General features: G+C 42.4%; 11 protein-coding genes. 10 read left to right on the top strand and 1 reads right to left on the bottom strand.

Features of this window, described 5'->3' with window-relative positions; translation table 11 throughout:
* Positions 1–52: 52 nt before the first annotated feature.
* The 9 genes from def to DXB54_RS06630 all read left to right on the top strand — a co-directional run bounded on the left by def (position 53) and on the right by DXB54_RS06630 (position 9,390).
* Positions 53–514, top strand: a complete 462-nt coding sequence (gene def, locus DXB54_RS06670) for a peptide deformylase (protein ID WP_021939023.1) — start codon at positions 53–55, stop codon at positions 512–514.
* A 47-nt stretch (positions 515–561) separates the two neighbouring features.
* On the top strand, positions 562–1,506 hold the full coding sequence (gene fmt, locus DXB54_RS06665; RefSeq protein ID WP_021939024.1) for a methionyl-tRNA formyltransferase: 945 nt from the start codon (positions 562–564) through the stop codon (positions 1,504–1,506).
* 33 nt (positions 1,507–1,539) lie between these two features.
* On the top strand, positions 1,540–2,886 hold the full coding sequence (rsmB, locus tag DXB54_RS06660; protein WP_118694644.1) for a 16S rRNA (cytosine(967)-C(5))-methyltransferase RsmB: 1,347 nt from the start codon (positions 1,540–1,542) through the stop codon (positions 2,884–2,886).
* 121 nt (positions 2,887–3,007) lie between these two features.
* On the top strand, positions 3,008–4,048 hold the full coding sequence (gene rlmN, locus DXB54_RS06655) for a 23S rRNA (adenine(2503)-C(2))-methyltransferase RlmN (protein WP_118694643.1): 1,041 nt from the start codon (positions 3,008–3,010) through the stop codon (positions 4,046–4,048).
* A 75-nt stretch (positions 4,049–4,123) separates the two neighbouring features.
* A complete protein-coding gene (locus DXB54_RS06650; RefSeq protein WP_118694642.1) occupies positions 4,124–4,843 on the top strand; it encodes a Stp1/IreP family PP2C-type Ser/Thr phosphatase in 720 nt (239 codons plus the stop codon).
* A gap of 15 nt (positions 4,844–4,858) precedes the next feature.
* Positions 4,859–7,186, top strand: coding sequence for a Stk1 family PASTA domain-containing Ser/Thr kinase (pknB, locus tag DXB54_RS06645; protein WP_118694641.1), 2,328 nt, complete (start codon positions 4,859–4,861; stop codon positions 7,184–7,186).
* Positions 7,187–7,193: 7 nt separating this feature from the next.
* Positions 7,194–8,072, top strand: a complete 879-nt coding sequence (gene rsgA / locus DXB54_RS06640; protein ID WP_118694640.1) for a ribosome small subunit-dependent GTPase A — start codon at positions 7,194–7,196, stop codon at positions 8,070–8,072.
* A gap of 1 nt (position 8,073) precedes the next feature.
* On the top strand, positions 8,074–8,742 hold the full coding sequence (rpe, locus tag DXB54_RS06635) for a ribulose-phosphate 3-epimerase (RefSeq protein ID WP_021939030.1): 669 nt from the start codon (positions 8,074–8,076) through the stop codon (positions 8,740–8,742).
* Positions 8,743–9,390: a thiamine diphosphokinase gene (locus DXB54_RS06630; RefSeq protein ID WP_118694639.1), complete on the top strand. Its 648-nt coding sequence runs from the start codon at positions 8,743–8,745 to the stop codon at positions 9,388–9,390. It abuts the gene before it with no gap.
* 128 nt (positions 9,391–9,518) lie between these two features.
* Here the strand turns inward: DXB54_RS06630 and DXB54_RS06625 are convergent, their stop codons facing one another.
* Positions 9,519–11,534, bottom strand: a complete 2,016-nt coding sequence (locus tag DXB54_RS06625; RefSeq protein WP_243104769.1) for a Na/Pi cotransporter family protein — start codon at positions 11,532–11,534, stop codon at positions 9,519–9,521.
* 192 nt (positions 11,535–11,726) lie between these two features.
* Here DXB54_RS06625 and DXB54_RS06620 point away from each other — a divergent pair, with 192 nt between their 5' ends.
* Positions 11,727–13,178, top strand: a complete 1,452-nt coding sequence (locus DXB54_RS06620; protein WP_118694638.1) for a sodium:solute symporter family transporter — start codon at positions 11,727–11,729, stop codon at positions 13,176–13,178.
* Positions 13,179–13,229 lie beyond the last annotated feature (51 nt).

Below are 13,229 nucleotides of genomic sequence, written 5' to 3'. Positions count from 1 at the left end.
CAAATAAAGGTAAATATAAGAAATCACATATTAAAAAGGGAGAAGCGAGAAAATGGCAATAAGAAATATAAGATATGACGGAGATGAAATATTAAGGAAGGTATGCAAGCCTGTTAAGGAGATGAATGAGAGAACTCTTACACTTATTGACGATATGTTTGATACAATGTATGAGGCCAACGGCGTAGGCCTCGCAGCACCACAGGTTGGCGTATTAAAGAGAATCGTTGTTATAGATATAGGAAATGATGAGCCGTTATGTCTTATTAATCCTGTTATAGTTGAAACGGAAGGAGAACAGACCGGTGATGAGGGATGCCTCAGTCTTCCGGGCAAGATCGGTACTGTAACAAGACCTATGAAGGTTGTATGTAAGGCTTTCAATGAGAACATGGAGGAGATAACCATAACCGGTGAGGGACTCCTTGCAAGAGCTATATGTCACGAGACAGATCATCTTGACGGAATTCTTTATAAGGACAAGACTGTAGACGGAATATTTGATGTTGAATAGAAATATCTGAAAATATCAAATTATAGTTCAAGATAGGGGGAATTTGTATGAATATAGTATATATGGGTACACCTGAATTTGCAGTAAATGCACTGGATGCCATAGTGGCTGACGGACATAACGTGATGGCATGCTTTACGCAGCCGGACAAGCCAAAGGGCAGAGGCAAGAACCTGGCAAAATCGCCGGTTAAGATTGCCTGTGAAAGGTATGACATACAGGTCTATCAGCCTGTTAAGCTCAGGGAACCTGAGAATATTGAGATAATAAGGGAGCTTGCTCCTGACTGCATAGTTGTCGCAGCCTACGGACAGATACTTCCTGAGAGCATACTGAATATACCAAAGTACGGATGTATCAATATCCATGCGTCACTGCTTCCAAAATACAGAGGAGCTGCACCTATAGAGTGGTCCATCATAGACGGATGCGACAGGACGGGAGTCACCACCATGTATATGTCAAAGGGACTTGACAAGGGGGACATGATCCTTAAGTCAGAAGTGGAGATCAGCGACAGCGAAACAGGAGAAGAATTAAGAGGCAGGCTTGCAGTTGTTGGGGCAGAGCTTATAGTAAAAACCCTTCATCAGCTTGAAGACGGAACAGCCGTAAGGATACCTCAGAATGACGAGGAGTCAAGCTATGCAAGTATGTTAAATAAAGAGATGGGAAGGCTTGATTTCACCATGTCTGCACATAAGATAAACTGCCTTATAAGGGGTTTGCAGCCGTGGCCTTGCGTCTACACAAGGGTCGCCGGTAAGGGGGTTAAGATATACGAGGCAGAGGTCTGTGATACAGATGAAAGCCTTGGAGCTGATGTGGTGCCCGGCATGATAACAGCTGTTACCAAGAAGAGCTTCACTATCGCCTGTGGCGAGGGTACACTTAAGATAAAGAGACTCCAGCCTGAAGGCAAGAAGGTTATGGATGCAGCAGCATTTCTTGCGGGTAACAAGTTAAATCCCGGAGATATGGCAGGAGAATAAGACATATTTTGATGTTTGTGAGGAAATAAGATAATGGAGAAAAATCCCAGAGAGATAGCACTGGATATACTGCTTGACATAGAGAAAAATAAAATATTTTCAAATACTGCATTAAACACAGGACTCAGGTCAAATCAGTTTATGAGTAAGCAGGAGAGGGCATTTATCACAAGGCTTGTGGAAGGAGTTGTGGAGACCAGGATAAGACTTGACTATATAATCAATTCATTTTCCAATACGAAGGTGAACAAATGCAAGCCACTTATCAGGTGTATATTGAGAATGGGAACATACCAGATATTTTATATGGAGAAGGTTCCTGACGAGGCAGCCTGCAATGAATGTGTCAAGCTGGCAGAAAAAAGAGGCTTCCGTAATCTCAAGGGCTTTGTAAATGGCGTCTTAAGGAACATAAGCAGAAACAAGGACAATATAAAATATCCAGACAAAGCAAACGAACACAGAAAATATATATCCGTAATGTATTCTGTACCGGAAGAGGTAATAGATATACTGGAAGAGGACTACAGCCCTGAGGATGTGGAAAGCATAGTTGGTGCGGCATTTGCAGACAGGAGCACCACCATAAGGGTGAATAGGGACAGGATATCTGTGGATGAGTTCAAAAAGGAGCTTGAAAGTAATGGAATATCCGTCAGAAGGGGAAATTACACAGACAATACACTTCTGATAGATGACTATGATTATATAAGAAAGGTCCCGGGATTTCATCAGGGGTACTTTAATGTTACGGATGAAAGCTCGGTCATGGCAGTTGACTGTGCCGGTATAAATAAGGGAGATCTGGTGCTTGATATGTGTGCGGCACCGGGCGGAAAGACCATGTATGCGGCAGAGCTTACAGGTCCTACAGGAACGGTGGTCTCAAGAGATGTGTCAGATAACAAGGTGGAGCTCATTGAAGAGAACATAGAGAGACTTGGATATGAGAATGTTAAACCCCAGGTATTTGACGCCTGTGTCTATGACGAGACCATGGAAGGCAAGGCAGATGTTGTGCTGTGTGACGTGCCATGCTCAGGTCTTGGCATAATGGGAAGAAAGAACGACATTAAATACAATATAGATAAGGCGGGGGTTATCAGTCTTTCCGGGCTTTCAAAGCAGATCCTTTCAAATGCCTGCAGGTATGTGAAGCCCGGAGGAACATTGCTGTTTTCCACATGTACCATTACCGGACTTGAAAATGAAGATACGGTAAAGTGGATCCGGGAGAACACGGATCTGGTGCCTGAAACGCTTGCGGATCATCTGCCGGAGAGCCTTAAGGACAGAGGAAACAGGGGATATATGACATTGTTGCAGGGAAAGGATAGCTGTGACGGATTTTTCATGGCAAGATTTGTCAGGAAACGATAGGCGTAAATTAAAAAAATAGCAAGAAATAGGCAGCAAGAAACAAACAGATAGAATTGCCTCAGAAGATTGATAGAAATATCAGTTGAAAACAGGATTTAATGAAGATTAAGGTGGAAGTGTAATGAAAGATATAAAGTCAATGACTCTTTCAGAGCTGACAGACTACATAAAGGAACAGAAGGAGCCGGCATTCCGTGCAGCTCAGATATATAAGTGGATACATCAGGATATGGTGGAGCACCCTTCGCAGATGACTAATGTACCTAAGAAGCTTATACAGAAGATAGAGGAAATGGGATTTACAGAGCTTACAGTGGTCACAAGACTTGTCTCAAAACAGGATGGCACCAACAAGTTCTTATTTAGGTTACAGGATGGAAATGTCATAGAGAGTGTGTTTATGAAGTATAAGCATGGTAATTCTGTGTGTATATCCTCCCAGGTGGGATGTCGTATGGGCTGCAGGTTCTGTGCGTCAACATTGTCGGGACTGGTGAGAAATCTTACTGTGTCGGAAATGCTTGAGCAGATATATAGCATGGAGAGGATTACAGGGGAGAAGGTCTCCAATGTGGTTGTAATGGGAACAGGAGAACCTCTTGACAACTTTGACAATCTTGTGGATTTTATTACCATACTTACATCTAAGGAAGGAAGAAATCTCAGCCAGAGAAATATCACAGTATCAAGCTGCGGTCTTGTTCCTGAGATAAAGAAGCTGGCTGATCTTAAGCTTTCCATAACATTTGCCCTGTCCTTACACGGAACTACGGGGGAAGAGAGAAGGAAGCTTATGCCTATAGCCAATAAGTACAGTATAGATGAGGTTATAGACGCCTGCAGGTATTACTTCGACCGGACAGGAAGAAGAGTTACATTTGAGTATGCTCTTGTGAAGGATGAAAATGACAGCGTAGCACATGCAAAGAGGCTGGCAGATCTTATAAGGGGCATGAACTGTCATGTGAACCTTATTCCGGTAAATCCCATAAAAGAACGTGATTATGCCCGCTCAGAGGCTGATTCCATTGAAAAGTTCAAATACACACTTGAAAAAAATAAAATAAATGTTACTATAAGAAGGAGTATGGGCAGCGATATAGACGCAGCTTGTGGACAGCTCCGCAGGAAGTATGAGTCTGATGCGGCAGCAGGAAAATAGAGTTGCCACAGTTATATCTGCCCCATGTGTATACAGGGAGCGGCGAGACTGATGGTAAAGGAATGGAGGCTTTGTATGAAATCCGCCGGACTTACAGACGTTGGCATGAAGAGACAGCAGAATCAGGATTATCTGTTTTATTCTGATGACAAGGTGGGAGCTCTTCCTAATCTGTACATTGTTGCAGATGGCATGGGAGGACATAATGCAGGAGATATTGCTTCCAAGACGGCTGTTGAGAGCACAATAGAATACATAAAGGACAGTGGTCTGAAGAATCCGGTTACTATTCTGAGGAGAGCTATAATATATGCTAATGCGCAGGTGCTCAAGCTTGCCAGAGGAAACAGGGCATACAGTGGAATGGGTACTACATTTGTTGCCGCAGTTGTGGACGAGGATACATTATATGTAGCCAATATCGGTGACAGCAGACTGTATACCATAAAGGATGACATAGAGCAGGTGACAATGGATCACTCACTGGTTGAGGAATTGATCCGGTCAGGAAGGCTTGACAGGAACAAAGGAAGAAATCATCCGGAGAAGAATATAATAACTAAGGCACTTGGAATTGACGAAGAGGTGGAGCCTGATTTCTTTGAGGTCAGACTGAAGCCGGGAGATAAGATTCTTATGTGCTCGGACGGATTATCCAATATGATCGAGGATGACGAGATAAAGGACATAGTTGATAACAGCGAAGATATAAGTAAGGCATGCAGTGTGCTGATAGATCAGGCAAATTATTATGGTGGCAGGGATAATATATCTGTCATTATTGCCGTTAGATAAGTGTGAGGTGTGGACATGTTAAATGCAGGAATGATACTCAGCAATCGATATGAAATAATTGAACTGGTAGGTTCTGGCGGTATGTCAGAGGTGTATAAGGCAAAGTGCCATGTGCTTAACAGATATGTTGCCATAAAGGTACTTAAGCCTGAATTCAGCCAGGATGTTAATTTTGTAACAAAGTTCAGGATTGAAGCCCAGTCGGCAGCAGGGCTTTCACATCCTAATATTGTGAATGTATATGATGTAGGTGAGGATAACGGTATTTATTATATTGTTATGGAGCTGGTTGAAGGAATAACCCTTAAGGAATACATAGAGAAAAAGGGAAGACTTATGCCGGACGAGGCTATAAAGTTTGCTATAGAGATCGCCCAGGGACTCCAGGCTGCTCATGAACATCACACAATACACAGAGATATAAAACCACAGAATATAATAGTCGCCAAGAACGGAGCCATAAAGGTTACAGACTTTGGAATAGCGAGGGCAGCCTCAAGCAATACCATGACATCCAATGCTATGGGAAGCGTACATTATATATCACCTGAGCAGGCAAGAGGCGGTTACAGTGATGAGAGAAGTGATATTTATTCCCTCGGTATAACCCTTTTTGAAATGCTTACAGGTCATGTGCCGTTTGAGGGAGACAATAATGTATCAATAGCATTACAGCATATCCAGGGAGAGATACCTTCACCAAGAAGCTATTATGAGGATATCCCTACAAGCCTGGAGAAGATAATAGCAAAGGCCACACAGAAGAAGCCTGAGAGGAGATATCTTACAGCAAGTGCATTTATTGCAGACCTTAAGAGAGTTCAGGAGAATCCTAATATAGATTGCGTCGTAGTACCACCTGTTGTACCAAGCTCGCCAACTGTCCAGATGACCAAGGAAGAGCTTGAGGCTATAAAGAATGGCAGGGTAATGGGTGAAGAGGATGCAGTTGACGGTCAGGCGGCACCTGCAGATGATCAGTATGGCTATGATTATGATGACGATTATGGTGACAATGCAGTAAACGATACCGGTGATACATATGGGACAAATGGAAGATCTGCACGTTCATCAAGACCTCAGGCAACTGTACCGGAGGTGGCACCGTCAAAGTTTGATGAGCTTTTTGATGATGATTACGATGATTATGATGACGGATACGATGATGATGACAGCCGGGCAGGTGTCACATCAGCCAGAAACGTCGGGGCATCCTCAAGAGGTACAGCCAGAACCGGCATCCCTGATGATGAGGTGGATCCGGGGCTTAAGAAGGTTATAGTTATTGCTGCGGTTGCTGCGGCACTTATAGTCATAATACTTATAGTTGTCCTTATAGGAGAGATTGCAGGCTGGAACCTGTTTTCCAGCAGCAAGGATAAGGATAAGAATGATGTGCTTATAACATCGGAGGCAACAAGTGAAGATGAGCTTCTTGTTATGGATGATGTTGTAGGTCTCTATAAGAATGCGGCAGAGGAAACTCTTAAGAAGATTGGTTTCACTAACATAAAGTTTGAAGAAGTATCAGATGACGATCCTGATAAGGTGGGTTATGTACTCAGACAGAGTGTTAATAAGGGTGAGAAGATACCTAAGGACGAAGAGATAATCCTTTATATTTCAAAGGGACCGGAGGATGTAAAGGTTCCTTACGTAGTTGGTATGGATAAGGATGAAGCAGAGAAAACTCTTACTAAGGCAGGCTTTAAGGTGACAAAGGCATATGAGTTTGATGACAAGGTAGAGAAGGATCAGGTTATATCCACAGATCCTGAAGCCGGTACAAAGGCTGCCAGCGGATCCACCATAAAGATTGTTATAAGCAATGGTGCTGAGGAGACTCTTACAACAGTTCCTAAACTTGTAGGAAAGTCTGAGACAGAAGCAACATCACTTCTCTCAAGTGCCAAGTTATACGGAAGCCCATCATATGAGTTCAGTGATACTGTTCCGGCAGGACAGGTTATAAGCCAGGGTACTCCGGCAGGTTCAGAGATCGCAGAGGGCACAACCATCACTTACGTTGTAAGTAAAGGTAAGGAGTCAAGCACATACAAGGTTACATTCTCAGGAAGTATATCCAACAATGTATATGACTTTGATACACTCGGAACAGTAAGTGTGACAATAACATACACTGTTGATGGTAATACCCACACACTGTATTCAGGAGCTGCAACAGACAGTTCATTCCCACTTAGCATCGACAGTGCAGCACCTATCACAGGACTTACAAGCAATTCAGGTACATTTGGCGTAACTATTGTTGATTCAAGTAATAATGACGTAACAGCAATGTTTAACACAAGCGGACTCGTTGCGTCCTTCAGTGAAGAATAGGATGGCTATGCAGGGAAAGATAATAAAAGGAATAGGCGGCTTCTACTATGTATTCTGTGAAGACGGAACAGAGTATGAATGTAAGGCTAAGGGAATATTCCGGAACAAAAAGATTAAGCCTCTTGTAGGCGATAATGTAAATATAGAGATCCTTGACAGAACAAAAAATCTAGGCAATATTATTGAGATATTGCCTAGATTTAATTCTTTAATAAGACCGGCAGTTGCCAATGTGGATCAGACCATAATAATTTTTTCGGGAGCTTATCCTGAGCCTAACTTTAATCTTCTGGACAGGTTTCTGGTGAACATGGAGATGGCGGGAGTTGAGACCGTAATATGCTTTAATAAGACTGATCTTAATGAGTTTGAGATCTATAGAGATAAATGTCAATCCTATGAGAAGTCGGGATACAAAATCATGTATATAAGTGCTAAGAATGGTGACGGTCTTGATGAACTCCACAGCCTTATTAAGAATAAGACCACGGTATTCGCCGGTCCTTCCGGAGTAGGCAAGTCCTCAACCCTTAATACCATCAAGCCGGAGGCAGAGGTGAAGACCGGAGAATTAAGCGAGAAGATACAGAGGGGAAAGCACACCACCAGACATTCTGAGCTTATACACATTGAGGATGAAACCTATATCATGGATACGCCGGGATTCAGCTCTCTGTACATTGAAGGTATAGAAGAAGGGGAGCTTAAGGAGTATTTCCCGGATATAGCAGAGTATACAGGAGCCTGCAGGTTCAATATGTGCAATCATATAAGCGAGCCGGACTGCAGGGTTAAGGAAGCCGTTGAGGACGGCAGGGTAAGCAGGATAAGATACGATAATTATGTTGCACTGTACAATGAATTAAAAGAAAAGAGGAAATGGTAGTATGATGATTTTATCACCTTCACTGTTGTCAGTTGATTTCGGACACATAGCAGACGGAATAGAAATGATAGATAAGGCAGGAGCACAGTATGTCCATCTTGATGTTATGGATGGAGCATTTGTTCCTAACATATCCTTTGGAGCACCTGTCATAAAGGGTATAAGAAATACAACAGACAGAGTATTTGATGTGCATTTGATGATAGAAGAGCCGGCAAGATATCTCAATGACTTCAAGGATGCCGGAGCAGATATAGTTACTGTTCATGCAGAGAGCTGCCGCCATCTTCACAGTACCATAATGCAGATCAAGGCTCTTGGCATGAAAGCCGGTGTGGCTCTTAATCCGGCAACACCTGTTTCTGTGCTTGATTATATACTTCAGGACATTGATATGGTGCTGGTTATGAGTGTTAATCCGGGCTTTGGCGGCCAGTCATTTATTCCGTCATCCCTTGACAAGATAAGAGAGGTTAAGAAGCTTATTGATGACAGAGAACTTAATGTGGATATAGAGGTTGACGGCGGTGTGAAGCTTGAGAACTTAAAGGAGGTTCTTGCTGCCGGTGCCAATGTCATTGTTGCGGGATCTGCTATATTCAAGGGAGATATCACAAAGAATGTGGAGGATTTTCTTGAAGTATTTAAGGACTGTGAGGTTGAAGGATAATTGAGCAGTGTACTTATAGTTACAGGCGGTACGGTTGATCATGTAATACTTGAGAGGCTGTATAAGGAGAAATGTCCTGATGAGGTTATTGCTGCAGACAGAGGTCTGTGTGCCTGTGATACCTGTGGTATAATGCCGGATATAGTGGTGGGAGATTTTGATTCTGCAGATGACACAATGGTAAAGAGCTACAGAGGACGTACAGAGTTTGTGGATCTTGATACACATAAGGATTTCACAGATACACATAAGGCTCTTGCCTATGCCCTTGAAAAGGGATATGCCCCCATATATCTAGTTGGAGCCACAGGCACCAGGATGGATCATACCATGGCCAATATGGGACTTTTAAAGCAATGTGCTGACAGGGGTACAGAAGCCTTTATAATAGACGGACACTGCAGGATAAGGATGATATCCGGGGATGCAGTCTATAAGGTGGCAAAGGACAATGAGTATCCTTTCATATCCCTGATTCCTTATGGCGGTGAAGCAGTAGTAAGAAGCCTTAAGGGCTTTGAATATTACGGGGAGAGTATTGTTTTCAAGCCCGGGGACAGCCTTGGAGTAAGTAACAGTATTGTTAAAGAAAATGGTATTATAGACCTTGAGAGTGGATACCTTCTTGTTATGGAGAGCCACGACTGATATTAAAGACATTATAGACATTGTTAAAGAAGCCGGAGCACGATTCGTGTTCCGGCTTCTTTGTTATATTCAAAATATTATATTTTTTTGATCTTCCTCTATTGATCATGGGGAGATTAAATATATCATCATTTCTTCTTATTCTTTGACTTCTGCTTGTCTGATTTCTTTTTGTTCTTCACCTCTGAGGCAAGCTTACGCACCGGAGTATCTTTACGGTCAGATGTCTTTTTGCGATCGGAAGAATCTTTATGTTCAGAACCTTCTTTGCTGTCAGATGAAGACTTGTGGTCTGGGATATCCTCTGCAACAGCCTTTCTCTCAATAGTATCATTGCTGAATTTGTTCTCATATCTCGATGTGATAGGAGAAGAGTACAGTGATACATAGTAGCAGTACAGAGCCTTGTATTCCTCTGAGGTCTTGTAACCTACAGTGTATATATGACCATGCATTTCATCGATATTTTCCGAGCTGATCTTCTTGGCAATGTGAAGACCGATATTCGAACAGTGGCTTCCGATACGGTCAAGACCTGTAAGGATATCCACGAGGGCGAAGCCACCGGCTATTCCGCACTCTCCGGTCTGGAGACGGATTACATGGTGCTCCTTGATGATCTCCTTAACCTCGCTTATGGTCTGGGCGAGAGGCTCAATTCTTGCTATGGCAGTAAGATCATCATCCTTGAAGGCGTTGAATGTAGTGGTGATGATGTTCTCGGTTGCGGCAAGGATTGTGAAGAGCTCTTCAGATCCATCCTCAGAGAAGGTTATCTTCTGTTCTTCGATACTCTTGGCTGTCACCATAAGGTTCTCGCAGTAATCACCGATACGTTCAAGGTCACTTACACTGTTTAACAGCTCTGATGCCTGCCGTCTGTCATGCTTTGTCAGGTTCTTGGAGGTGACCTTCAACAGATATTCGTTTAAGGCACTTTCACATCTATCTATAAATTCCTCATTTTCCAGGAGAATATCAGCCTGCTTCTGATCGTACTTCTTAATGAGATCACAACCTATATGGAAGTTCTCTGATACAGCGTCCATCATGGAGTGCATAACATTCTTACACTGGGTTATAGCAACGTTAGGAGTGGTAAGAAGCATAGGATCAAGACTTCTGAGCTCCTTGTCGATTTTTGATTCCTCATCATCACCAATGAGCTTTCCTGTAATGTCAGCCATCTTACTGGTTAACGGAAGAAGCATCAAGCTTGTAAGGAAGTTAAATAGAAAATGCACATTCGCAATTCCGCCACGATTTATGACATTATCCATAAACGGCATTTTGATAAATAGCTGGAGACCATATATCACTATAGTAAAGAATACGGCACCGAAGAGGTTGAATAAAAGGTAAGACAGTGATACACGCTTTGCCTTTTTGTTGGCACCGATACTTCCAAGGATAATGGTCATACATTTTCCGATATTCTGACCTATGATGATAGGAATAGCTGTTCCATAGGTTACCACTCCGGTTGAAGATATTGCCTGGAGTATGCCGACAGAAGCTGATGAGCTCTGGATTATGGCAGTGAGCACAAGACCGATCAATATACCAAGTAATGGGTTGTTAAAGGATGTGAACAGCTCCTGGAATTTTTCTGATTCTTTAAGTGGCGCGAATACACCCTCCATGGTGGTCATACCGAAGAACAGTACACCAAGACCTACCAGGATACCGGCAATGTCTTTGTTTCTTTTCTTTTTGGAGAAGAGTATTATAAATGCTCCTATACATATGAGCATCGGTGCAAATGATGAGGGCTTAAATAACTTTATAAATACGTTGTTCTCACCAAGATCACCAAGTCGTAAGATCTGTGCAGTTGCGGTACTACCTATATTTGCTCCGAACACGACGGGTATAGCCTGACCAAGTTTCATGATCCCGGCATTTACGAAGCCTATGAGCATTATGGTTGTTGCTGCGGAGCTCTGTATGATGGCTGTCACTCCGGTTCCCAGACCAAAGCCCTTTATTGCACCGGTCGCTTTGTTTTTTCCTGTTGTTAATTTCTCAAGTACTTTCTGGAGACTGCCTCCTGCAAGGTTCTTAAGTGAGGCTCCCATAAGGTTCATTCCGTACAGGAAGAGACCTACACCACCCAGCAGTGTTAAAATAGAAAAGATATCCAAGTGTAAAATCCTCCTAAAAAAATGTAAAAAATTGGTCAAATAACTACTAGATTATATCACATTAATAATTGTTAATCTATCAATAAGTAATAAAAATATATTTTATGGAATGTGGTACAAATTTGTGATATATTATGTACGAATCTATGGTTAAATTACAGAAAATAAATTTCAGTGTTGAGGTGTCGGAGTATGTATGATATCAAGCATAATGGAATATTGAACAGACGCAGCAGACATATAGGGGGAGTGGTAACGGCGGCAGGGCTTTCCGCAAATGATATGATACTGTGGTCCTTTATAGTTCTTCCCATAAGCATAATAACTTACGGAGCGGGACAGTGCTTCGTGGCGGTGGGACTGTTTGTGGGAAATGTATTTAACTGGCTGTTCCTTGCCAGAAGGATAAAGGCTTATCAGGAATTATCCAAGAAAGAAATATATAATGCTTCGGATTTCATGAGTGTCAGATACGGAGCCAGGGGACTCAACTATATACTTGCGATCTCCTGGATGATAATACTTATGTTCATCCTGTATCTTGTGCTGACCTATGTGGCGAAGATCATAGGGGGACACACCAACAAGGACAGTATCATATATATATTCATCATACTGGTGGCTCTTGTTGCCATAATAAGTGTTGCGGACGGTAAGTTCTTCCTTATAGGTAAGGCGGTAACATACATCACAATACTTGGGATAGTTATAGCACTTATAGTGCTTATATTCGTTCATTTTTCACCTACAGGTATATTGGATATATATAGGAAGTGTAATCTTCCGGGAGGCACCAGGACATATCTTGACATTATGTATCATGACGGAAAGGCGATTCAGGTAACAGATATAATCTCCATGGTGTCCGCCGCACTTGGAAGCATAGGATTTCCGTTTTTCTTTGGTGGCATATTAAGGTGCCGGGACAGTAAGGAAGTGGACAAGAGCAGGGTACTTGGCATGCTTATATCAGGAATATCGGTTATTACGGTGAGCTTTTTTGCACTGCTTTCAATAGTTACTTTTTACCCGGTAAAGGCAAAGAGTATAAAAAATTCCTATGAGGTGTTTAATAAAGCCATAAATGCCCTGTCGGCAGATTATAAATATGGTGTGCTGATAAAGGATATAAGCATAGGAGTATATCTTCTGGCACTTATATTCTTTGCGGGCTCACTGCTTTTAATGATAGCGGAGCTGCTTCGTGGCATAATCCCAAGCGTAAGGATAGGAAGGATTCACGTACACCGGGTGTATGTGGACATACTTATCATATCCATAGTGGTAAGTATCGTGCTTTTGATGTATCTCTATTCGGATCTTGACGCCATAAGCATAATAGTCAGGGACTGGGATGTGTGCGGAGGCGTATTTGCAGCACCGCTTATATGTGGCATATTGTATGACAAGTCCACCAAAACAGGCATATATTCGGGATTTTTTGCCGGGGCGCTGACTTATGGGCTGATTTCATATATACCGGTTGTTACAGGACTTACTATTCCCTATGTGTCAGATATAAATGAAGGTGTGTTTGCATTTGCAGTTAACATGATAGTTATTCTTGTGGTGAGCAGATTTACAAAGAAGCCGGACTCCAAGCAGCTGAGACTGTTGGAACAGGTAAAGATAAGCCAGAGATAATAGTTGGCAAAATAATCAGTGCCGAATCCTAAAACAACATAAGAAAGAGAA

This window comes from Coprococcus sp. OM04-5BH, from assembly GCF_003482105.1.
GTDB lineage: Bacteria > Bacillota > Clostridia > Lachnospirales > Lachnospiraceae > Coprococcus.
Note: the sequence above shows the minus strand (reverse complement) of the source record. Positions and strands in the feature narration are given on the sequence as shown.